Source organism: Corynebacterium pseudogenitalium (assembly GCF_024453815.1).
Classification (GTDB): Bacteria; Actinomycetota; Actinomycetes; order Mycobacteriales; family Mycobacteriaceae; genus Corynebacterium; species Corynebacterium pseudogenitalium.
The window spans coordinates 936,492-957,579 of the sequence record NZ_CP072934.1 but is presented as its reverse complement, the minus strand read 5'-3'; the positions used below and the strand labels follow the sequence as shown (position 1 = coordinate 957,579).

The window sequence follows — 21,088 nt, the reverse complement described above, 5'->3', positions numbered from 1 at the left end:
ATTACCTGTGAATAATTTACAGAGCAGCGTAATTAAACGTTATGATGTCTGCCATGACTTCCCGCTCGTCGAAGCCCAAGGGGCTTACACACCGCCATATCCACTTCATCGCCCTCGGCTCGGCGATCGGCACCGGGCTCTTCTACGGCTCCGCCGGCGCGATTCAGGCCGCCGGCCCCTCGGTGCTCCTCGTATACTTACTCGGAGGGGCCGTCGTCTACTTTATGTTGCGCGCCCTGGGCGAGATGAGTGTGCAGCACCCGGTTCGTGGGTCGTTCGCGGTGTACACCAGGGAGCACCTTGGTGGCCTGGGCGGGTACATTACCGGGTGGATGTTCGCATTCGAGATGATGATCGTCTGCCTTGCGGACTTGACTGCCATCGGCATTTATATGAAGTTCTGGTTCCCGGACACCCCAGCATGGGTATGGATTACCACTACCCTGCTGGTCATTGGTGCGGCGAACCTCGCATCCGTGCGCTGGTTCGGCGAGCTGGAGTTCGCATTCACGCTCATTAAGGTCGTCGCCGTAATGGCGATGATCGTCGGCGGTGCTGCCATCCTCGCATTTGGTTTGGGTACCGACCCAGAGACGACCGGAATCTCTAACCTCTGGAACGACGGTGGCTTCTTCCCGAACGGCATCGAAGGCATGATCGCAGCGTTCATCCTCGTACTCTTCGCCTTCGGCGGAACTGAGATCATCGGCGTCGCCGGCACCGAAGCAGACGATCCGGACCGCTCGATCCCGAAGGCCGTCAACACCGTACCGCTGCGCATCCTTCTGTTCTATGTCCTCGCCATCCTGGTTATCTTGATGCTCAACCCGTGGCGTGCAATGACTGGTGAAGAAAGCCCCTTCGTTCAGATCTTTGACACACTTGGCGTGAACTGGGCCGCTGCACTGCTCAACTTGGTGGTCATCACTGCTGCCCTTTCTGCAATTAATGCAGACCTGTTCGGCACTGGGCGCGTTCTTACTGGCCTGGCGAAGGAAGGCCTAGCCCCGAAGATCATGAAGCGCACCATCCGCGACATCCCAGTAATGACGACCATTACCCTGTTGCTCGTACTCATCATCGGCGTGGTGCTCAACGCGCTCTATCCGAACATCTTCGAGACCATCGCAGCGCTGGCCACCTTCGCAACCGTGTTTGTGTGGCTGATGATCCTGCTGGCACACGTCGCATCTCGCCGCAACATGTCCGCGGCAGAGCGCGAGACCTTGAGCTTCCCTGTACCGTTCTGGCCCTACGGGCAGTGGTTCGCGATCATTTTCATCTTGTTCACATTCGGCATCATGGTGTGGCTGCCGCAGTATCACATGGCGCTCGCCGTAGGCGTCGCATTCGTGGTAATCATGACTGTGCTCTACTTTGTCACCGGGCGCCCAAAGGCAGTTGCGGCAGCGCACGTCACTTACGAGATGAAGTAGCACATAATTTCGAATAAAAGTATCCATTGTCTGCTGTGCACGCTATCCTATGCCTACATATTCCAAGTTTTAGCCAGAAGGAGACGCGATGCGCCTGTCTACGGTTACTTCCGAGCCCACGTTGACCTCTATCGAGATCTGCGCTGGCGCTGGAGGCCAAGCACTTGGGCTCGAGCAAGCAGGTTTCCAGCATCTAGCCGTGGTGGAAATCGACAACTGGGCAGCAGAGACACTGCGAGCCAATCGCGGCTGCGACCATCCCCATCCGTGGCCAGTACACGAAATGGATGTACATGACTTCGACGGCACCGTATGGCGCGATCAGGTCGATCTCTTTGCAGGTGGCGTTCCGTGTCCGCCCTTTTCCATCGCGGGAAAACAGCTCGGCGCAGACGACGAGCGTGATCTGTTCCCGCAAGCCCTACGACTGGTAGGAGAAATCAATCCAAAAGCCGTCATGCTGGAGAACGTCCGAGGCCTTGGCCAAAAGCGGTTTGATTCCTACCGCAATGAAATTGTCAGTGAGCTCGATCGGATGGGTTACACCACCTACTGGTCACTGTTTCAATCGGCAGACTTCGGTGTCCCCCAACTGCGCCCACGGTTTATTTTGGTAGCCCTGAAACACGAGTTTGCCGAGTACTTCGAATGGCCGACCCCGAATATGCATCACACATCCGTTGGTAGCGCACTTCGCCACCTAATGGGAGAAAATGGCTGGCCGGGAGCGGACGCATGGGCAGATCGAGCCGATACGGTAGCACCGACGCTCGTTGGCGGATCAAAGAAGCACGGTGGACCAGACGTTGGCCCGACTCGAGCAAAGGCAGCATGGAAGAAGCTCGGCGTCCGAGGAACTTCGATCGCAGACAGCGCACCAGGCCCCGACTTCCCTGTCGATGACCCGGACAACCTTCCCCGCCTTACCGTGCGGATGGGCGGCGTTATCCAAGGGTTCCCTGAAGATTGGGATTGGCAAGGTGGCAAGACCGCCCAATGGCGCCAAGTCGGCAATGCATTTCCGCCACCGGTTGCGGCTGCAATCGGAACCGCAATCAAGGACGCACTACTTTCCTGCAATGCCGTAACGAAAGCTCCCGAGGTGGCCCCACAACTGGCGCTTCAAACGCACGCATAGGATCTGCTCATGACACACAACCTTGATGGCGATTTTTCTCATCAACTCGCCGAGCTCTTCCGTAACGAGTTTCCCGACGGCGAAGCAATGGGAAGAATATTTCGACAAACTTTCGACCAGGCCTATGACGGCCAGCACACGGGCCGGTTCGACCCAGCGCAGCTAAGCAAGACAGAACTTGCCCACATTGGATCGTTGGTTGAAATTAACATTCGCCGAGGGTTTGACGGCACTATCACGGACGGCGACAAGATGGACTTCAAGATCCTCGGCCATGAAGTTGACTGTAAATACTCCAAGAACCCCTACGGCTGGATGATCCCGATGGAAGCAGTTGGCCACCACGCCATGCTCTGCCACGCAAGTGAGGTTACTTCCACTTTCCGAGTAGGCTTCGTCAAAATCACCGACGACATCCTCACCGCAGGTGGAAACCGTGACCGCAAGCGAACCATCATGGCAGCAGCACGCAACAAAATTGCGTGGGCCTGGTTCGATCACCCGTACCCGAATAACGTGCTCCTCCATGCGGATGAGGAAACTGTCGCCAAAATTATGGAATTGCCTTCTGGGCAACAGCGCCTCGACATGTTGTTTCGCTCAATCCAGCAGGTGCTCATTCCGCGCGGCATCATTTACACTGTCGCTCAGCAGAAAGACCCAATGAAGCGCATTCGATACAACGGCGGATCAAGGTCACGCCTCCAGGAGGAAGGCATCTTGATCCTTGGGGACTACCGGCGCCACCAAGCTATCGCAGAGGCCCTCTGCCTTCCGATTTGCAAGAATGGCGATAGCCTCGCCGTACGAGTAACTCCAGCTGAACCGCATTTTGTTGGTCCTGCAGTAGATATCGAAGGTCAAACTTGGCGAATCGCCACGGGCGCCGACCCACTCCATCGTGCGCCACGCCTCCCCTTTTAATACCCCAAAGCCATCAATGCCCGGTTGTGCCCGCCTATTTCCGTTATCTTGGTTACATATTTCGATTGGTATTCCCATTGTGGCGGAAAATCTGCAATGATGGGTAGCGGAACATAGTTTTACTGGATTCAGGAGAGATCATATGACTATCACCAATCCGTCCACCCCGTCGAACAACATCACGCCAGGCAACAAGATTGTCTTGATTGGTGCTGGTGATGTCGGCGTCGCGTTCGCATACGCAATCCTCAACCAGGGTATTTGCGACCACCTCGCAATTATCGACCTGAACGAGAAGAAGACGTGGGGTGAGGTCGAGGACCTCAACCACGCAATGCCGTACTCAGGCCACAACACCAAGATCACGGTCGGCACCTACGAGGACTGCCGCGACGCGGCGCTCATCGTCAACTGTGCAGGTGTTGCACAGCGCGACGGCGAAACCCGCCTTGAGCTCGTGGGCCGCAATGTGAAGATCTTCGAGTCCATCAACAAGGAAGTGATGGCCAACGGCTTCAACGGCATCTACCTGGTTGCAACCAACCCTGTCGATGTCCTGACCTACGCCACGTGGAAGCAGACCGGTCTTTCCTCCGCACAGGTCGTGGGTTCCGGCACCATCCTGGACACCGCACGCTGGCGCTGCAACCTCGGCAAGTACTTCGGTGTTTCCGCAAGCTCTGTCCACTCCTACATCATCGGTGAGCACGGCGACACCGAGCTGCCTGTCGTGGCATCCGGCTCCGTCGCTGGCGTTTCGCTACGTCGTCGTCTGGAGAAGGAAGCAGAAACCGATCCGAAGATCTACGAGCGCATCGACGCGATGTTCGTCGCAACCCGCGATGCCGCCTACAAGATCATCGAAGCCAAGGGCTCCACGTCCTTCGGTATCGGTGCTGGCCTTGCCCGCATCACCCGCGCAATCCTGATGAACGAGGACGTCGTACTGCCAGTCTCTGCTCTCCTTGAAGGCCAGTACGGTCAGGAAGACATCTACATCGGCACCCCGGCTGTTATCAACCGCAACGGTGTCCGCGAGGTTGTCGAGCTGCACCTTGAAGATAGCGAGAAGGAAAAGTTCGATCACTCCGCCAACACCCTTCGTGGCGTGATGGTCGAAGCTGGCCTCACCGAGGCATAAGCCTTTCCCATACCCTTCGATTGCGCCCGCCGGACACACCCCGGCGGGCGTTTTGTCTGCGTTAGTCCTCCGCCCGGAGGTGCCTCGTTACGTCCAGAGCATCATCGCCGCGTGCAAGAGCGTCAAACGTGGCGCAGCAGGCGTCGAAAAGCTTGACGACGTCCTCTTCGTCTACATCCGCGGTGTCGAGCACCAGCGCGTTCGGGTCATCATCTTCCTCGGCAGGCGCGAGCGTCACACACTGCCCACCAGTCTGGATATCACCTAGCGCGACCTGGGCCGCGAGAAGCGAAACGCCAGTAACCGCGGTGGCCCCGACTTCTGCCAGCGGTGCGCACCGTTGCACATCTACCTGCCCCAACGTTTCCGGTGCTGCACAGACGGTGATCGCCACCGGGGTGTCCTGCAGCACCACATCGGAGGCTTCTCGGTCGAGTAGAAGGCTGGATTCAGACACAACGATGTGCTCAAGTGCGTCGAAGTACTCGGGGTAGCGCCGTGAAAACTCGGCGAGGTTTGTCAACGGGCCCGTGCAAATCAAACACAGGTCCCGTGTACCTCGCGCGCACGCGTCGGCCCACAACAGGTCCCAGTCATTCGCGACGTAGCGTTCTGGGACTCGGGCGTCACCCAGTCCAGCATCGCGCGTCGGTTGATGTTTTGGCGCGTCGCAACCTGCTGCGACCGCAACAGCGGGCAGGCCGCAGCGTGCCAACACCCACGCAGCATGCTGGGCACATTGCGCAGCTGAGGCGCTACCGCTTGAGGTTGTCACGCACTCCAATTCAGCCTGCCCACGATGGTGCGCAGCAACGACATATGCCAACGCAAGCGTGTCCTCGACCCCTGGGACGCAGTCAATAATAATTCGCACCGTGCTCCTTTACGCAGTGGACCTGTGCAGAGATTCCTTACCGTACATTGCCCAGAGCAATAGAGCGACCAGAGCAACTACTCCGCAGGCGCCAAACGCGATAGCAAAGCCGAACACCTCCGCCAGAAAGCCGATCACAATCGGTGCCGCAATCTGGCCGGAGTCCTGCACCATCTGATAGGTAGAAATTACCTTGCCACCCGAGCGGTCATTGCCGATGATGTCAGCTAACGTCGCCTGCGAGGCAGGACTCATCAACCCACCGCCAACACCCGCACACACTGAGACCAGCAACAGCACCCACACTGTCGTGGCGAGTCCGAGTGTGCCCGTGAATATTGCCGAGACCGCAAGACCTGCGAGAATGCAAGGACGACGTCCGATTCGGTCAGCCAGCCGACCAGAAAACTGCAGCGTGACGCCCGTGCCCAGCGCGAACGCAGTCAACGCAAGTCCGGATGCCGCGCCACCATTTGCAAATATCGCCGCAGCGAACAGCGGAAGGACCGAAACGCGCGCACCGAAGTTCACAAAACCATTTGTAAAGGCGACGGCGAGCAACGCACGGTACGTGGGTTGCTTCCAGGCTCGGCGCAGTGGCATTGGCGGCCGCTGTATTCTCGGTGTCTCTGGCTTGTGTTGCCGAGACGTAGCAACCCACACGATAGTTGCCGCAAGACCGACACCAACACCGTAGACTGCGAACGGAATTCGGTATCCAAGGAAACTGAGTCCAGCGCCGATGATTGGCCCGAAGATGTTGCCAAGCAAGAATGACGATGCATAAAGTGCATTCGCTCGCCCACGAATGCTGGGAGGAATCACGCGAACGATGAAGGCCTGTGCGGAGAGCGTAAACATCGTGGATCCGAAGCCGGCGATAAAGCGCAACGCCAAAATATGCCAGTACGCCTGAGCAAACGCCACGGCAAACGTTGCAGTCGCAACAATGCTCAACCCGGTGAGGTACACCGGCCGTGATCCGAGCTTATCCACCAGCGCGCCCGCGCCTGGCGCGCCAAGCAAGCGAGCTGCTGCAAACACGGAGATCACCGCTGCAGCGGCCGCCATGGACACGTTGAAGCTGGCGGCGAATTGTGGCAACACCGGGGCGATGAACCCGTAGCCGAGCGCAATGATAAACGCTGCGGTGCACAGCACCCATATCACTGATGGCAGCTTTGGTGACGCGCCGCCCTTATATGTTTGTTCCGTCATACCAGCGACAACACTAGTCTTTCTTCGCGTTCGCGTCCCATTACGCAATAACATTAGCACGGTTGTTCGAATCCATGGGTGATTTGGCCACTCCATGTCTAGCTGCTCTCGTACGCTTCGAAGCATGTTCTACGAATCAACGATTGCTCAAGAAATTATTCATCGCTTTGACGACACCGTCCAAGCCCTCAGCGCCACAGTCAAGCACCCTCGCTCTCTTGCACGACCGACTGGCTCGTGGCGCCCGCCGGTCATCGCATTGCCGCGAGTCATAGACAAGCAACACATCAACCTTGCGCTTACGCGGCGGAGAGTCGGCCCGCGGGCTCAGGCGATGGTGCAAGGTTACGGAGCGTCTGCGCGGCCCGCGTACATCATCGAAGCACGATTCACCGTCCAGTCGGGTGCGCCGGTCAACCCCGCGGTAGCTGAGGGCTGGATGCGCGCGCTCTACCCCGACGCGACGGAGGACATGCTTCATCTTCTGCCACACCCATACGCGGCAACGTATGTCTGGCTAGTCGACGGCCACTTCGATCCCGTCCGCTCTCCTTCATCCCTGTTCGCCGGACTGAACGTAGCGTAACCGGCTGGCTACTGCCCCGGTTCGTCGTCAAGCGGAAGCATCTGGCTCTCCCAGTCTTCAGCCTGGTCAGCAACCAGATTCAAGACATCAAAAAGCCTGTCGATGTCGGTGAAGCTACCCAAGTTAAGTTCTTCGGGATCTGCTTCCTCATCGTCTCCAGGAACCACAAACTGCACGTGGGCAGTGGCTGTGGCGTCGATAACTTCGACCTCCACGTGGACTTCAGCCTCTGTACCAACTTCTGCGAAGACGAGTTGATGGTTTTCGGCGTCCGGAAAGAATTCAAGCCCGGCGATACGTTCATCTGCAGCCTCGAGCAGGCTGCGGAACACGGTAACCACCTCGTCAGTGGCTATATGCTCAGCGACAGCGGACACAGCATCTTCGGCAGAAAATATAACTGCGACCAATGCTGCTTCAAAGTCCTCATCGTCTTCATCAACGTCAGCAGCCGCGATATACACGTTCGCCGCTGGCAGTTGCTCGTCGATAACAACGAACTGGATCTCAATCTCGGGGGTGATAGGAACAAACATCGTGTCGTCGTGCACACGAGACTCAATACCTTCACGGTCTAGAGCCGCGGCAATGTCTTCTAAAAAGCTCACGAAGAATCCTCTACTCTTCCTCATCGTGGTTGTCACCGGCGGACGATGCCAAGCCTACTGTTCTGGCCCCATGATGCGCATCCACGCTTCGCGGCCCTGCCAGCTACGCATGTCAAAAGCCTCCCATGCCCGGCGTTTGTGACGTTTTGGGTCGTACACGATTGACGGATGTTCGTTGATGATTGCGGTCGCGCGCCCGGGGTGGTCGTCGCCACGAAAATCGTAGCGGGGCCAGTTCGGCCCTGGTTCGCCGGTATGAAAGAACGACCCCCAGTTGCGCTGCATCACTTCAACTACTGCTTCAAACGCAACGGTGGAGCCAAATCGGTCGATCTTCGATGAGCGTGTACCTTCCCGATCGCCAAACACCGCCATCAGGTCGGCTGTGTGCATTGCCCCCAACCCGAGCCGCCGCATTGTCGCCGATGCATATTCAAAGCGGTACATCCAAGTCGGAGCCACCTTACGGTGCTCCCCTGCAGCGATCACCGACGGTCCCCAGAACACGGCGTCTGCGAGAAACTCGGCGAAGTCCGTACGCTGGCTCACGTCGCTATACGCCTGGATGACCGCTGTCGCGTTCTGCGCGTCATATGCCTCGAGCAAGCGGCGTGCTGCACGCTGACGGGCTTTCGTCCGCTGATACAGAGCCTTTGCAAAGCTGGCCTCATCCGCATTGGTCCCGATGATCAACGGCACCGACGCCTGTTGCCCGGCGCGGAACATGTCCAGCGGGTGAGCTGGCAGCGTGGTGCCATCGACCGTCGGCATGAAGCTCAAATTCAGTTCGCGCAGCTCGCGGCCAGTAAACAGCATGGACTGCCCCACTCTAACCAGTTCCTCGGCCGGTACCTCCCGGAGGTGCTCGAGGGTAGATAGTCGCGATAGCCCCATGCCGTCAAGAAGTGTCGACGTCCACATCGCGGCCTGTGCCTTCGTATGAACGGAAGAAAGCGGAGTGGACTGGGCGATTGCCCGGTGGAACAACCCCCGAGCCGCCGGGGCGCACATCATATGGATTACTGAAGCTGCCCCGGCTGACTCGCCCATGATGGTTACGTTATTCGGATCCCCTCCGAAGGCCGCGATGTTTTCGTGCACCCACTGCAGCGCGAGGATCTGGTCCAAAATGGCGGGGTTGGCAGCGCAGTCCTCGCCGATACTGCGCAGATCCAAGTACCCAAGCACCCCGAGGCGAAAGTTTAAGGAGACATAGACGATATCGGTGGCATTAGCCAGAAAGTGCCCCTGGAGTACTTTCTCATGACTCGATCCGCTTACGAACGATCCACCATGAAAATAGATGACGACGGGGAGTACGTCGTCCGTATCAGGCCGAACGATGTCTGCGTGTAGGCAGTCCTCGGTGCCGATTACTGTGTCTTTCCACCCGAAATTCGTCTGCATCGCAGGTGGCCGATAGTTGGTTGTGGTGCGCACACCTGACCACGAAGGCGCAGGCTGTGGGGCCCGAAATCGGTTCTCACCGCCCATATCTGCACCGTAGGGTACCCCGCGCCAAGTGCGAACCCCGGTTTGTGGATCAATAGTGCCAGCAACGATTCCCGAGGTGGTCTGCACCTGGAGGTGCTCCTGCGGATTGTTGCTGTTGAGATGCATGCCTTTTAGCCTAGCCCGGAATTCTGTCTATTCTCGTGGAGTTTCTAAGGCGGGTACGATGAACGCTCGTACCAATAATTAATAAGGAGAAAAACACACAGCATGTTAGAAAAGTTCCGCAAAGACAAGCACGAAGACGACGAAACTGTAGTCGAAATTATTGAAGACGCCCGTGCTGAAGACTTAAGCTCCCTCGAGGAGGAAGCAGGCCCAGCAGGCCGAGCGTTTATCGCAGCAGTAGATAAGGCTGTCCATCTTCAGTCCGGTGCCATTCGGGCTTACGTGAACTGGCTTCGCCGTCAACACCCGGAGCAAAGTCCTGCGGAAATCCAGCACACGATGGACAAGCATTTTAAAAACGTAGTCTCCGCAACAGGTGCAGGCGTGGGCGCAGCAGCCGCGGTGCCTGGCGTAGGGCTCGTCACCGGCGCAGCAGCCGTTGCTGGCGAATCGGTAGTCTTCTTAGACCTTGCCGCGTTTTACACCCTCTCCTCCATGTACTTGCGCGACGTTAATATCGAAGACAAAGAGCGCCGACGCGCAGGCGTGCTCACGGTCATGATGGGCGCCCAGGGCGTTGCGATTGTTGACACGTTGCTCGGCGCGGACCGAGCTCGGCCGAGGGAGTTGGCGTCGAAAAATGTCCTGACGCGCTTTGCTGGCCCGGGCCTCGCCGAAGTCAATGGCATCCTGTCTCGTGTGGCCATGAAGTCGTTTACGAAGCGGTTCCGCCGCGCATGGATTGGCAAGATGCTGCCTCTGGGGCTCGGCGCGATCGCGGGCACCGCCGCCAACCGCAAGCTTGCCGACCACCTGATGGATAACATCGCCGTCGCCCTCGGCACTCCTCCCTCCCAATTCTTGAGCCCTCTTCCGGAAAAGCCTGACCAGGAGGCGGCCGGCCTCAGCGCGAATCCAAAGAACCTTCTGCGCTGGGTACTCCGACTCTTTGGTGACGACGACAAAGTACGCGACACCAATCAGCAAGAAATTACCAAATAGCTTCGGCTCCGAAGTTCATTCCCGCCTCCCCCAAAACTGAGGCGGGAATCACGCACTTCCATCTTTCGCCTACCCCCGGTAGCACCTCTGCTTTAGTTGGAGAACCACACCCTGCGCCACCGCCGAAGCACAGCGCCCCCTCAAATACGCGAGCCTGCTTTGGCCCCACCTTCTTGGTCCCCCCGAGACTGCACACGAGCGCTTCTCGACAGCTGCCACCGTGAATGCTGCTCGACGCCCACTCTGTACTTCCCCGCACGCCAGGCCAAAGTCGACGGGCCCGCCTCACCTCTTCAAGAGTTCGAAATCAATCAATCACGAGCAAGCAACCGTTCAAATACTTGTTGTCGAATGAGGACGTATCATTGATAACGGTTCTCATGAGACCCTTCTCACTCAAAACGGAAGATATGCCCATTTGTGGTGTATCAACCGCTAAAGGGGGTAGATCTCACAAGTACGAGGGCTTTTCGGGAATGTAAGGTAGCACTACCTAATCCCAGACAATTAAAGTCGTTGAAAAGTTACATACAACCCAAGAAGAGAGGCGAGCACCTGCCGTGAGCAGCGAAGATACGTTCGGCCAGAACGACTGGCTGGTTGAGGAGATGTTCCAGCAGTACAAACAGGATCCCAACTCCGTTGACGCGGAGTGGCGCGATCTTTTCGAGAAGAAGGGCACCCCGCCGACGGTGACAAACACCCCGGCACCAAAAGGTTCCTCGAAGACTGCGACGAGCGTCACCAGCTCCACGAGCGCTCCTACCCAGGACGGCCGTCAAACCCAGGTAGACCGCGCAGCCGCCGAAGCAGCTCCAAAGCGCACCAAGAAGCCGACCGCTTCCCCGTTGGACAAGCTCGATAGTGTCAAGGTCACTCCAGGCGAGGAACAGCTCAAGGGTGCGTTCCGCACTATCGCGAAGAACATGAACGAATCGCTCGAGGTGCCAACCGCCACCACCGTGCGCGATATGCCGGTCAAGCTCATGTTTGAAAACCGCACGTTGATCAATGAGCACCTCAAGCGCACTCGCGGCGGCAAGGTTTCGTTCACGCATATCCTTGGCTACGCAATCATTCAGTCCACCAAGCTCCACCCGGACATGAATAAGAACTACAAGGAGGACGGCAAGAAGTCCTTCGCAGTTCAGCCTGAGCACATCAACCTGGGTCTAGCAATCGACCTGCCGCAGAAGGACGGGTCCCGCTCCCTGGTCGTCGCTGCGATTAAGGAGTGCGAGAACAAGTCGTTTGCGGAGTTCGTCGAAAGCTACGAAGACATTGTGCGTCGCGCGCGCGACGGCAAGCTCACGATGGACGACTTCTCTGGCGTAACCATTCAGCTGACCAACCCGGGTGGCATCGGTACCCGCCACTCGATTCCGCGTCTGACAAAGGGCCAGGGCACCATCGTTGGTGTCGGCGCAATGGACTACCCTGCAGAGTTTGCAGGTGCCAGCGAGGACCGTTTGGCGGAGCTGGGCGTCGGCAAGCTTGTGACACTGACCTCCACCTATGACCACCGCGTCATCCAGGGTGCAGAGTCTGGCGAGTTCCTGCGCGATATTTCGCAGCTCCTCGTCGACGATAAGTTCTGGGATTCCATCTTCGAGTCCCTCGAGATCCCGTTCCTCCCGATGCGCTGGGCGAAGGACCTGCCGAATTCCGGCGTGAACAAGGACACCCGTGTCATGCAGCTCATCGAGGCGTACCGCTCCCGCGGCCACCTCATTGCTGACACGAACCCGCTTCGTTGGCGCCAGCCGGGCCTGCAGCAACCGGACTCCCGTGACCTGCTGATGGAAACCCACGGCCTGACGCTGTGGGACCTCGACCGCACGTTCCACGTAGGTGGTTTCGGGGGCAAGGAAACAATGACGTTGCGCGAGGTGCTTAGTCGCCTACGTGCTGCCTACACCCTGCACGTCGGTGCTGAATACACCCATATTCTCGACCGCGATGAGCGTGAGTGGCTGCTCGAGCGCATCGAGGCTGGCATGCCGAAGCCGACGAATGCTGAGCAAAAGTACATCCTGCAGAAGCTCAATGCTGCTGAAGCATTTGAGAACTTCCTCCAGACGAAGTACCTCGGCCAGAAGCGCTTCTCCCTCGAGGGTGCCGAAACACTCATCCCATTGATGGACGCGGTGATTGATACCGCCGCTGGCCAAGGCCTCGACGAAGCTGTCATCGGCATGCCGCACCGTGGTCGCCTGAACGTGCTGTTTAACATCGTGGGCAAGCCTGTCGCAACGATCTTCAACGAGTTCGAGGGCAACATGCAGTCCGCACAGCAGGGTGGCTCCGGCGACGTGAAGTACCACCTCGGCTTCGAGGGCAAGCACATCCAGATGTTCGGCGACGGCGAGATCAAGGTCTCGCTGGCCGCGAACCCGTCACACCTCGAGGCTGTTGACCCAGTGCTCGTCGGTATTGCCCGCGCAAAGGCGGACACGCTGCGTGAAAACGGTGTTCGCGACGACAATCCAGTAGTTCCGATTATGCTGCACGGCGACGCCGCATTCGCTGGCCTCGGCATCGTACAGGAGACGCTGAACCTGTCTCGCCTCCCTGGCTACTCCGTTGGTGGCACCGTCCACATCGTTGTGAACAACCAGATTGGTTTCACCACTACCCCTGACTCTGGCCGCTCCTCCTACTACGCCACCGACCTGGCCAAGGGCTTCAACTGCCCAGTGTTCCACGTCAACGGCGACGACCCGGAGGCAGCCGCCTGGGTTGCTCACCTGGCAACCGAATACCGCCGCGCCTTCGGCAAGGACGTCTTCATCGACCTCATCTGCTACCGTCTGCGCGGCCACAACGAGGCAGACGACCCGACCGTGACGCAGCCAGTGATGTACGACCGCATCCACTCCCACGACTCGGTGCGTACCCGCTACACCAAGGACCTCATCGGCCGTGGCGACCTCACGCAGGAAGAAGCCAAGATCGCGGCACAGGACTTCCACGATCAGCTTGACGCAGTCTTCTCCGACGTCAAGTCCGCTGAGGGCAAGCCAAGCGAGCAGACCGGCATCACGGACTCGCAGAAGCTCACTCGTGGCCTGGACACCTCGATCAGCGAGGATACGTTCAAGCGCCTTGCGGATTCGTACGGCAAGCTGCCTGAGGAATTCGAGCCGAACAAGCGCCTGAACAACGTGCTCAAGAAGCGCGGTGGTTCCTTCGAAAACGGCGACATCGACTGGGGCTGGGGCGAGCTGCTCGCTTTCGGTTCCCTTGCAGAGCAGGGCAAGTTTGTCCGCCTTGCAGGTGAGGACTCACAGCGCGGTACGTTCACGCAGCGCCACGCGGTGCTCTACGACCCGAATAACGGCACTCCGTACAACCCACTCGACGCAAACGCGGAAGAGCAGGACAACGGCGGACGCTTCGAGGTGTTCAACTCTGCACTGACCGAATACGCAGGTATGGGCTTCGAGTACGGCTACACCCTTGGCAACAAGGACGCTGTCGTCGCATGGGAGGCGCAGTTCGGCGACTTCGCCAATGGTGCACAGACCATCATCGACGAGTACTTGTCCTCCAGCGAGACTAAGTGGGGCGAGCTTTCCAGCATGATTGCCCTCCTGCCGCACGGCTACGAAGGCCAGGGCCCGGACCACTCCTCCGCCCGTATCGAGCGCTTCCTCCAGCTGGTCGCCGAGGGCTCGATGACGATTGCCCAGCCTTCTACCCCGGCAAACCACTTCCACCTGCTGCGCCGTCAGGCGCTCGGTGAGATGAAGCGCCCGCTCGTCGTCTTCACCCCGAAGTCGATGCTGCGTAACAAGGCGGCGGTCTCGCAGCCTGCAGACTTCATCGAGGTGGACAAGTTCCAGTCAGTTATCGACGACCCCGAGTTCGTACAGCGTGGCAACGTCAAGGTTGACGGCGCAGATCACGACAAGGTCACCACGATCTTGCTGTGTTCCGGCAAGATCTACTACGAACTGGAGAAGCGTCGTAAGAAGGATAAGCGCGACGATGTCGCCATCATCCGTATCGAGATGCTGCACCCGATTCCATTCAACCGCATCCGGGATGCGTTCGAGAACTACCCGAACGCGAAGGAAATTCGCTGGGTTCAGGATGAGCCCGCTAACCAAGGCGCATGGCCGTTCTACAACGAGCACCTGCGCACACTGATTCCGGATATGCCTGAAATGGTCCGCGTCTCTCGCCGTGCGCAGTCGACCACTGCAACCGGCGTGGCGAAGGTCCACCAGGAAGAGGAGAAGACTCTGCTGGATGAGGCGTTTGCGAAGTAAGTAGCGCTTACACGCAATGGCGCCCCAACCGCTTACTGCGGTTGGGGCGCTTCCCTGTTGAGGATTCACTCATTTGGCTTGCGCCTAGGGAGTAGCTGTCGCCTCGGCTTCCCCGCCGTTGGCATCTGGGTTTTCAACGTTGATGCTGGCGTATTCACGGAGCCAATCCGCAGTAACAACGCGCGGTTCTTTGCCCTGCGCGACTTCCTCGCTCATCTCTTCCAACTGCGCTGTGCTGAGCACGCGCGTCATCGCGTTGATGCGCCTGACTTCCTTGCGAGCAAACTTTGATTTGTAGAACAGCGGGATGACGCTGTTAGGAAGGTGCTCGAGCTCCACGTGCGACGCACAGCCCTGCGCAGGGGAAGGGTCAACCGATTGGATGTTGCCGGGCAGCGCACCCGCAAGAAGAGCGAACGTCGCTTCTGACGGATCCGCACCGTCGAGACGATCGTGCGCTATATCGTTGTCGAGCTCCTTCGCTCCGTGTGCGTCTAGCGCTTGCAACAGAACACCAGAGCACGCAACGACCATATCGACGTCTTCTTCTTGCAGCAGTTCGGCTGCATTTCGGGAGTACACGTCATTGAACGGGACTACCCCGGCAGGATGTCCCATCGCTGTAATGATCTCGTAGTAGATCTCCCCCAGCACTACCTGTTCAGGTTCTGAGGTATCAATTCCGATTTTGACGATGTTGCCGCGGGATTCGCCGTTGACAAACTTCACCGGTGAAAGCGAGTCATCTGTGCAGCCAGTCAACCCGCCGACAAGGCTCGTTGCCAGTGCCGCAGCAATCAGTGTACGGAGAGGACGCAGGGACACCATAAATACCTTCTTCGTAGTGTGCTCAGACGAGCCTGGAAAACAGAGTTAGTCTAGCGCGCTGCGTTGTCTTCGGAGGCGTCGCTATCGGTGGCCGACGGCTCAGTTGGCCGTCCAGTGACGCGCTGTGGGTGCATTGCGGCGATCATGTCGCGGGCTCGACGCGCAGCGTCAGGTGCGCAAAGCACATCGTATCGGCGTGCGACGATGCTTGTCGCTGAGGCGAAGTCACGCTTTCCACCTGTAAACGCGTAAGCGATAGCTGCGAAAATTGCTCCGAACACGCCACCCATCGCGACGCACGAGGCGAAGATGCCCCACCCACCTTCTTCCGCGAACAGCGAGAAAATGATGCCGATGAACATGCCCATCCACAGGCCCGATAGTGCGCCGCCACCAAGTACCTTGCCCCACGTGAGGCGGCCCGTAATACTCTCAACCTGCATCAAGTCCACACCGACAATTGTGAGCTTCTCTACCGGAAATTCCTTGTCCGACAGCGTGTCAACTGCTTCTTGTGCCTCCTGGTAGGTATTAAAACTGCCTACCGGCCACCCTGTTGGCACTTCGCGCGCTACCAGGCGGTTGTTGTTGAGTTGGGCCATTCGTTGTCACTCCTCTGCTCGTATGAACATCCAGCTTCTCTGACTATACTGAAGCCCGTTATGGCAAACGCAGAACTCATTTCAGAATTCCAGGTCCGCGAAGCGCTTGCTCGCGTTGACGATCCCGAAATTGGAAAACCCATTACCGAACTCGGGATGGTGGAGTCCGTACGTATCGACGGCCCCAACGTCACCGTCGGCATTTACCTCACCATCGCGGGCTGCCCGATGCGTGACACCATCGAGGGCAACGTCCGCGCAGTCGTAGAGGAAATCGACGGCGTGGAGAACGTGACAGTCACGCTTCACACTATGAGCGCGGAGCAGCGTCGCGAAATGGCCTCGAAGCTGCGTGCACAGCAGCCCGGGCCCGACATCCCTTTCGCTGACCCGTCGTCGCGCACCCGGGTGTTCGCGGTAGCTTCAGGCAAAGGTGGCGTCGGCAAGTCCTCGATGACAGTGAACTTGGCCACTGCAATGGCAGCACAGGGCCTCAGCGTCGGAATTGTCGACGCCGACATTTACGGGCACTCCGTCCCTGGTCTCCTCGGCTCTTCCGACATGGGGCCGACTGTGGTCGAAGAAATGATCATGCCACCGATCGCACACGGCGTGCGCCACATCTCTGTGGGGCAATTTGTGGAGGGCAATGCCCCTGTGGTTTGGCGTGGACCGATGCTCACCCGCGCAATCCAACAGTTCCTGTCTGATGTGTACTGGGGCGATCTTGACGTACTCTTCCTTGACCTTCCACCGGGGACCGGCGATGTGGCGATCACAGTGGCGCAGCTGATTCCAAATGCCGAACTGCTCATTGTTACCACTCCGCAAGCAGCCGCAGCTGAGGTCGCTGAGCGTGCCGGCACAATTTCTCAGCAGACTGAGCAGCGAATTGCTGGCGTCATCGAGAACATGGCCGGGATGGTCATGCCTGACGGCTCCGTCATGAATATCTTTGGTGAAGGTGGTGGCCAGCAGGTTGCGGAGCGCCTGACCGCGCTCACAGATAGTGACGTGCCGCTGCTAGGTTCCATCCCGTTGGATCCGAAGCTACGAGAAAACGGTGACACCGGAACCCCTGTCGTCACAGCAGAACCAGACTCCCCTGCCGCTGCGGCGATCCAGGAGATCGTCACCAAGCTGAAGATTCGCCGTAACTCACTTGCTGGCAAGTCCCTCAACCTTGGTGTGAAGCACACTGACGAATAGATCGGTGGGAACTAGGTAACGTCAGTCCAGGAGAATCCCCCTCCACTGGGCTGTCCCCCGTCCTCCGGCCCTTTCTTTGCCCGGGACTGTGGCTTTGATGGTTGGCGAGCCAGAGGCGCATCGTCTTCCATCATTTTGCGCGGATCAAAACTTTCGAGAAATTCCTCGTCATCTTCGAAGAAAAACTTCGCCATCGCGCGCTTTGGCCCCATCGACGCATACTGCGACACCGTATCCAGTGGCTTGCGTAGCTCCTCAAACTCCTCGAGCTCACCGTTGAGCTCCCGCTTCGCGTTGTTGATCGCCTTGCGCGCAGCGTAAATGGCTGCGCGGACATCCTCGATAACGCTTGGGAGCCGCTCCGGACCAATCACAATGAGGCCGATGATCAGGATGAAAAAGACTTCACCCCAGCCAATACTGGAAAACACGGATCACATCCTACTCTCGGTGCCGCAGCGCCCGAAGCGTGGCGTCAACGGCGGCCACAATCGGTGATCGTTCCTTGTGATGAGCATCTTCACCGCAAGGCTCGGCAGGTTGCATCTCGTGGCACAGGCCGCTGAGCTTCGCCACCAGCGAATCTGGGGCTCGCAGGTCGTCATCCTTGCAGGCCTTTACACGTGCGGACGCTCGCCGCTGCACAAGAACATCTTGGAAGCACTCTGGGCACTCCAACATATGTTTCATAGCGCGACGGCTTGCAGAGCGCGAAAGTTCACCGTCTGCGAAAGCTGCAATTGCTTCAGGGTTCAAATGCTCAGTGGAACAAAACGCTCGCATCGGTAACGCTCCTTTCGCATCCGTAGTCAACCACTATCTCGCGCCCTAGCGTAGTCGAATTAACTCTTCGGTGGCGACGTCATGCCGCGCCTGCTCCTCGAGCGATTCACGCAGCTGAGTTCTACCGCGATGGATGCGTGAACGGACGGTACCCATCTTGACTCCAAGCGTCTCAGCGATTTCTTCGTACGTCATACCGACGACATCGCAAAGCACCACGGCAACGCGGAAGTCCGGACTCAATTCATCGAGTGCGTGCTGCAGGGCAGGATCGAGGTGCGCGACGTTATACGCCTGCTCCGGAGTCATATCAGTGCCGGGAACGCGCTCATAGTCTTCCGGGAGTGCTTCCATCCGGATCTTCGCCCGGTGGCGCACCATATCAAGGAACAGATTCGTTGTAATCCGATGAAGCCAGCCACCGAACGCACCCGGTTGGTAACTCTTTAAGTTACGGAACACGCGGATGAAGGTTTCTTGCGTAAGATCTTCCGCGTCGTGCTGGTTACCTGAAAGACGGTACGCAAGGCGATACACACTGTCGGCGTGCTCTGCGACGAGCTCAGCCCACGAAGGCATCGCCCCCACCCCAGCATCAAATGCAGCCGTACCGCGCAAATCTTCGGGCGCGACGGAATCATGTTGGGCGGCAGCATCATCAGGTTGCATGCTTCATATTGTGGCAGATTGAAATCGCATTCACCAAAGGAAAATTCGTAAAGGTTACTGCATGCGCGTAGCACACACGCTGTGAGGACAGTTCTGGTTATGATGTTGGCTGTGAGTGCGACCGCTTTTGATCAGTTGACAAATTACATCCATCAGTCTTTCACTGATGCCGAGCAACAGCCGTTCCCTGCTGCTTTCCGCGAAGCGTTGAAGTACGCCAGCGTAGAAGCGCAGGAGAACGGAGTCCGTGCGCCGTCGGTCATCGTCGGCACGTTACTTTCGACGCTCGCTGCAGCCTGCCCAAGTGGTCAGTCGCAAGGCGCAGTCGCCATCACTCCGGCTGCGGGCGTCGTCGGGCTCCACCTGCTGCGTGGTCTTCCAGAGCGCGCATCGCTTACCTGCATCGAACCCGAGGTCACGCTACAAACCGGCGCAAAGGAGGCATTCCGTGCCGCCGAGTACCCAACCTCCCGCACACGTTTCCTCACCGCGCGCCCGCTTGAGGTTATGGGCAGGCTTGCGAACGACGCCTACCACCTCGTTTACGCGGATGTCTCGCCGATCGAGTTCACCGCGGTTATTGATGCCGCCTGGCCGCTCCTCAGCGAGGGCGGCACGCTGATTCTCGCCGACTCTCTGCTGGACGGTACCGTCAGCGATTCGACACGCAGGGACCGCGAAACCGAGGCAGCACGAGAGGCAGATAGGTACGTGAGCAGCCTCGCCGCCGACCACGGAGCGCTCGTAGCTCGCCTGCCTCTCGACGGTGGCCTGACCATCATTACGAAGCGCTAGCTCTACGTACGCACGAACAAGGCCCGCTCGAACTTCGCTGAGCTTCGAGCGGGCCTTGCCTATGAGTGTCAGTTATTCCTGAACCACCTGATTTTTGCCGACGACCACTACGCCGTTGTCCGAAACAGTGTAGCGTTTGCGGTCCTTTTCAAGGTCGACGCCAATAATTTCACCGTCAGCTACATAGACGTTCTTATCGAGGATGCAGTGGCGGACCACCGCCCCTTTACCGATGCGCACACCTGGCATCAGCACAGAACCTTCAACGGTCGCGCCTTCCTCAACACGCACATCCGTGGAAAGCACTGAATTGCGTACGGTAGCGCCCGAGATAATTGATCCCGACGCCACCATCGACTCCTGTGCGATACCTCCCACGACAAACTTCGCTGGTGGAAGGTTGCCGTCCTCTGTGGAGTGAATCGGCCACGTCGAGTTGTACAAGTTGAACACTGGGTACGAAGAGATGAGGTCCATGTGCGCCTCGTAGAAAGAATCAATCGTACCGACATCTCGCCAGTATCCCTTGTCGCGCTTTGTCGCGCCGGGCACTTCGTTCTGCGAGAAGTCGTACACATTTGCTTCGCCCTTGCGCACGAAGTACGGGATGATGTCGCCACCCATATCGTGATCAGAGTCCTCGTTCTGCTCGTCCTCGAGCAGCGCTTGAATCAGTGGTTCCGTAGAGAATACGTAGTTACCCATCGAAGCGAACGTCATATCCGGATCGTCCGGGGTTCCTGGTGGATCCGCGGGCTTCTCCAAAAACTCGGTGATGGTGCCGTCCTCTTCGGACTGGATGCAGCCGAACGCCGTAGCTTCTGATCGAGGCACGCGGATACCGGCCACCGTTGCAGCCTTGCCTGACTTGATGTGGTTCTCCACCATCTGCGAAGGATCCATCCGGTAGACGTGGTCTGCGCCAAAGACCAGCACGTAATCCGGCTTATCGTCGTAAATGAGGTTGAGCGACTGCACAATCGCGTCTGCAGAGCCGTTGTACCAGCGCTTGCCACGACGTTGCTGCGCCGGCACCGATGCGATGTACTGCGGAGTCGGGCCAGATACGTTCCAAGCCGTCGCCACGTGCCGGTCCAGCGAGTGCGACTTGTACTGTGTCAACACTGCGATTCGCATGTACCCAGCGTTGACCAAGTTCGACAGAACAAAATCAATTAATCGATAGTTGCCTCCAAAAGGAACGGCCGGTTTAGCTCGGTCCGCGGTCAACGGAAACAGGCGCTTCCCTTCGCCACCGGCAAGGACAATTGCAAGTACTCTAGGCTGACTTCTCACGCTTCCGAGCCTATTGAAAACTTCGTGACCTTGCAGCCTTTTGCCTCCTAAAGTGGGCAGCGCTACATTTCAGTTTTTGCTTTCC

At 58.2% G+C, this 21,088-nt stretch carries 19 protein-coding genes; 9 read left to right on the top strand and 10 right to left on the bottom strand.

Going from position 1 to position 21,088, the window contains the following annotated elements; all coding sequences use genetic code 11:
• The first annotated feature begins 53 nt into the window (after positions 1 to 53).
• The 4 genes from KBP54_RS04635 (at position 54) to KBP54_RS04620 (ending at position 4,639) form a co-directional block, all read left to right on the top strand.
• Entirely contained in the window at positions 54 to 1,436 is a 1,383-nt protein-coding gene (locus KBP54_RS04635; protein WP_176754835.1) for an amino acid permease, read from the top strand.
• A gap of 88 nt (positions 1,437 to 1,524) precedes the next feature.
• A complete protein-coding gene (locus tag KBP54_RS04630; RefSeq protein ID WP_070362661.1) occupies positions 1,525 to 2,574 on the top strand; it encodes a DNA cytosine methyltransferase in 1,050 nt (349 codons plus the stop codon).
• Positions 2,575 to 2,583: 9 nt separating this feature from the next.
• Positions 2,584 to 3,498: a NaeI family type II restriction endonuclease gene (locus KBP54_RS04625; protein ID WP_070976266.1), complete on the top strand. Its 915-nt coding sequence runs from the start codon at positions 2,584 to 2,586 to the stop codon at positions 3,496 to 3,498.
• Positions 3,499 to 3,640: 142 nt separating this feature from the next.
• Positions 3,641 to 4,639 (top strand): L-lactate dehydrogenase, encoded by a 999-nt coding sequence (locus KBP54_RS04620; protein WP_070976264.1) that lies wholly within the window; start codon positions 3,641 to 3,643, stop codon positions 4,637 to 4,639.
• A 61-nt stretch (positions 4,640 to 4,700) separates the two neighbouring features.
• On the opposite strand, the gene KBP54_RS04615 is transcribed toward KBP54_RS04620, so the two are convergent.
• Both KBP54_RS04615 and KBP54_RS04610 read right to left on the bottom strand, forming a co-directional pair.
• On the bottom strand, positions 4,701 to 5,513 hold the full coding sequence (locus KBP54_RS04615) for a nucleoside hydrolase (RefSeq protein ID WP_070976262.1): 813 nt from the start codon (positions 5,511 to 5,513) through the stop codon (positions 4,701 to 4,703).
• A 9-nt stretch (positions 5,514 to 5,522) separates the two neighbouring features.
• Positions 5,523 to 6,731 carry an MFS transporter gene (locus tag KBP54_RS04610; protein WP_070976261.1) on the bottom strand — a complete coding sequence of 403 codons (1,209 nt, stop codon included), beginning with the start codon at positions 6,729 to 6,731 and terminating at the stop codon, positions 5,523 to 5,525.
• A gap of 124 nt (positions 6,732 to 6,855) precedes the next feature.
• Between KBP54_RS04610 and KBP54_RS04605 the strand changes: the two genes are divergently transcribed.
• Entirely contained in the window at positions 6,856 to 7,317 is a 462-nt protein-coding gene (locus KBP54_RS04605) for a hypothetical protein (RefSeq protein WP_070976259.1), read from the top strand.
• A gap of 8 nt (positions 7,318 to 7,325) precedes the next feature.
• On the opposite strand, the gene KBP54_RS04600 is transcribed toward KBP54_RS04605, so the two are convergent.
• Entirely contained in the window at positions 7,326 to 7,925 is a 600-nt protein-coding gene (locus tag KBP54_RS04600) for a hypothetical protein (RefSeq protein ID WP_070362667.1), read from the bottom strand.
• A 54-nt stretch (positions 7,926 to 7,979) separates the two neighbouring features.
• Entirely contained in the window at positions 7,980 to 9,545 is a 1,566-nt protein-coding gene (locus tag KBP54_RS04595; RefSeq protein ID WP_070362668.1) for a carboxylesterase/lipase family protein, read from the bottom strand.
• 102 nt (positions 9,546 to 9,647) lie between these two features.
• Here KBP54_RS04595 and KBP54_RS04590 point away from each other — a divergent pair, with 102 nt between their 5' ends.
• On the top strand, positions 9,648 to 10,547 hold the full coding sequence (locus tag KBP54_RS04590; protein ID WP_256006431.1) for a hypothetical protein: 900 nt from the start codon (positions 9,648 to 9,650) through the stop codon (positions 10,545 to 10,547).
• 560 nt (positions 10,548 to 11,107) lie between these two features.
• Positions 11,108 to 14,821 (top strand): multifunctional oxoglutarate decarboxylase/oxoglutarate dehydrogenase thiamine pyrophosphate-binding subunit/dihydrolipoyllysine-residue succinyltransferase subunit, encoded by a 3,714-nt coding sequence (locus KBP54_RS04585; protein WP_070976254.1) that lies wholly within the window; start codon positions 11,108 to 11,110, stop codon positions 14,819 to 14,821.
• 84 nt (positions 14,822 to 14,905) lie between these two features.
• Here KBP54_RS04585 and KBP54_RS04580 read toward each other — a convergent pair whose 3' ends face one another.
• Both KBP54_RS04580 and KBP54_RS04575 read right to left on the bottom strand, forming a co-directional pair.
• Positions 14,906 to 15,649, bottom strand: coding sequence for a type 2 periplasmic-binding domain-containing protein (locus tag KBP54_RS04580; RefSeq protein ID WP_070479455.1), 744 nt, complete (start codon positions 15,647 to 15,649; stop codon positions 14,906 to 14,908).
• A 50-nt stretch (positions 15,650 to 15,699) separates the two neighbouring features.
• Entirely contained in the window at positions 15,700 to 16,251 is a 552-nt protein-coding gene (locus tag KBP54_RS04575) for a YflT domain-containing protein (protein WP_070976252.1), read from the bottom strand.
• Positions 16,252 to 16,311: 60 nt separating this feature from the next.
• Between KBP54_RS04575 and KBP54_RS04570 the strand changes: the two genes are divergently transcribed.
• Entirely contained in the window at positions 16,312 to 17,460 is a 1,149-nt protein-coding gene (locus tag KBP54_RS04570; RefSeq protein ID WP_070479451.1) for an Mrp/NBP35 family ATP-binding protein, read from the top strand.
• 11 nt (positions 17,461 to 17,471) lie between these two features.
• Here the strand turns inward: KBP54_RS04570 and tatB are convergent, their stop codons facing one another.
• Genes tatB through sigE form a run of 3 tightly spaced genes read right to left on the bottom strand, consistent with a single transcriptional unit; the run spans position 17,472 to position 18,912 of the window.
• Positions 17,472 to 17,891 carry a Sec-independent protein translocase protein TatB gene (gene tatB, locus KBP54_RS04565; protein ID WP_070479449.1) on the bottom strand — a complete coding sequence of 140 codons (420 nt, stop codon included), beginning with the start codon at positions 17,889 to 17,891 and terminating at the stop codon, positions 17,472 to 17,474.
• A gap of 10 nt (positions 17,892 to 17,901) precedes the next feature.
• A complete protein-coding gene (locus KBP54_RS11225; protein ID WP_070362675.1) occupies positions 17,902 to 18,243 on the bottom strand; it encodes a zf-HC2 domain-containing protein in 342 nt (113 codons plus the stop codon).
• 45 nt (positions 18,244 to 18,288) lie between these two features.
• A complete protein-coding gene (gene sigE, locus KBP54_RS04555) occupies positions 18,289 to 18,912 on the bottom strand; it encodes an RNA polymerase sigma factor SigE (protein ID WP_070362676.1) in 624 nt (207 codons plus the stop codon).
• 102 nt (positions 18,913 to 19,014) lie between these two features.
• Here sigE and KBP54_RS04550 point away from each other — a divergent pair, with 102 nt between their 5' ends.
• The gene (locus KBP54_RS04550; protein WP_070363543.1) at positions 19,015 to 19,707 is read left to right on the top strand and encodes an O-methyltransferase; all 693 of its coding nucleotides are present in this window, start codon (positions 19,015 to 19,017) and stop codon (positions 19,705 to 19,707) included.
• A gap of 72 nt (positions 19,708 to 19,779) precedes the next feature.
• Here the strand turns inward: KBP54_RS04550 and glgC are convergent, their stop codons facing one another.
• Positions 19,780 to 21,003, bottom strand: a complete 1,224-nt coding sequence (glgC, locus tag KBP54_RS04545; RefSeq protein ID WP_070479448.1) for a glucose-1-phosphate adenylyltransferase — start codon at positions 21,001 to 21,003, stop codon at positions 19,780 to 19,782.
• Between the last annotated feature and the right edge of the window lie 85 nt (positions 21,004 to 21,088).

What these genes read in the sequence shown, in the direction of transcription:
- KBP54_RS04635 (WP_176754835.1), top strand. Translation starts at nt 54, where the DNA reads ATGACTTCCCGCTCGTCGAAGCCCAAGGGGCTTACACACCGCCATATC.
- KBP54_RS04630 (WP_070362661.1), top strand. Translation starts at nt 1,525, where the DNA reads ATGCGCCTGTCTACGGTTACTTCCGAGCCCACGTTGACCTCTATCGAG.
- KBP54_RS04625 (WP_070976266.1), top strand. Translation starts at nt 2,584, where the DNA reads ATGACACACAACCTTGATGGCGATTTTTCTCATCAACTCGCCGAGCTC.
- KBP54_RS04620 (WP_070976264.1), top strand. Translation starts at nt 3,641, where the DNA reads ATGACTATCACCAATCCGTCCACCCCGTCGAACAACATCACGCCAGGC.
- KBP54_RS04610 (WP_070976261.1), bottom strand. Translation starts at nt 6,731, where the DNA reads ATGACGGAACAAACATATAAGGGCGGCGCGTCACCAAAGCTGCCATCA.
- KBP54_RS04605 (WP_070976259.1), top strand. Translation starts at nt 6,856, where the DNA reads ATGTTCTACGAATCAACGATTGCTCAAGAAATTATTCATCGCTTTGAC.
- KBP54_RS04595 (WP_070362668.1), bottom strand. Translation starts at nt 9,545, where the DNA reads ATGCATCTCAACAGCAACAATCCGCAGGAGCACCTCCAGGTGCAGACC.
- KBP54_RS04590 (WP_256006431.1), top strand. Translation starts at nt 9,648, where the DNA reads ATGTTAGAAAAGTTCCGCAAAGACAAGCACGAAGACGACGAAACTGTA.
- KBP54_RS04580 (WP_070479455.1), bottom strand. Translation starts at nt 15,649, where the DNA reads ATGGTGTCCCTGCGTCCTCTCCGTACACTGATTGCTGCGGCACTGGCA.
- KBP54_RS04575 (WP_070976252.1), bottom strand. Translation starts at nt 16,251, where the DNA reads ATGGCCCAACTCAACAACAACCGCCTGGTAGCGCGCGAAGTGCCAACA.
- KBP54_RS04570 (WP_070479451.1), top strand. Translation starts at nt 16,312, where the DNA reads ATGGCAAACGCAGAACTCATTTCAGAATTCCAGGTCCGCGAAGCGCTT.
- KBP54_RS11225 (WP_070362675.1), bottom strand. Translation starts at nt 18,243, where the DNA reads ATGCGAGCGTTTTGTTCCACTGAGCATTTGAACCCTGAAGCAATTGCA.
- sigE (WP_070362676.1), bottom strand. Translation starts at nt 18,912, where the DNA reads ATGCAACCTGATGATGCTGCCGCCCAACATGATTCCGTCGCGCCCGAA.
- KBP54_RS04550 (WP_070363543.1), top strand. Translation starts at nt 19,015, where the DNA reads ATGTTGGCTGTGAGTGCGACCGCTTTTGATCAGTTGACAAATTACATC.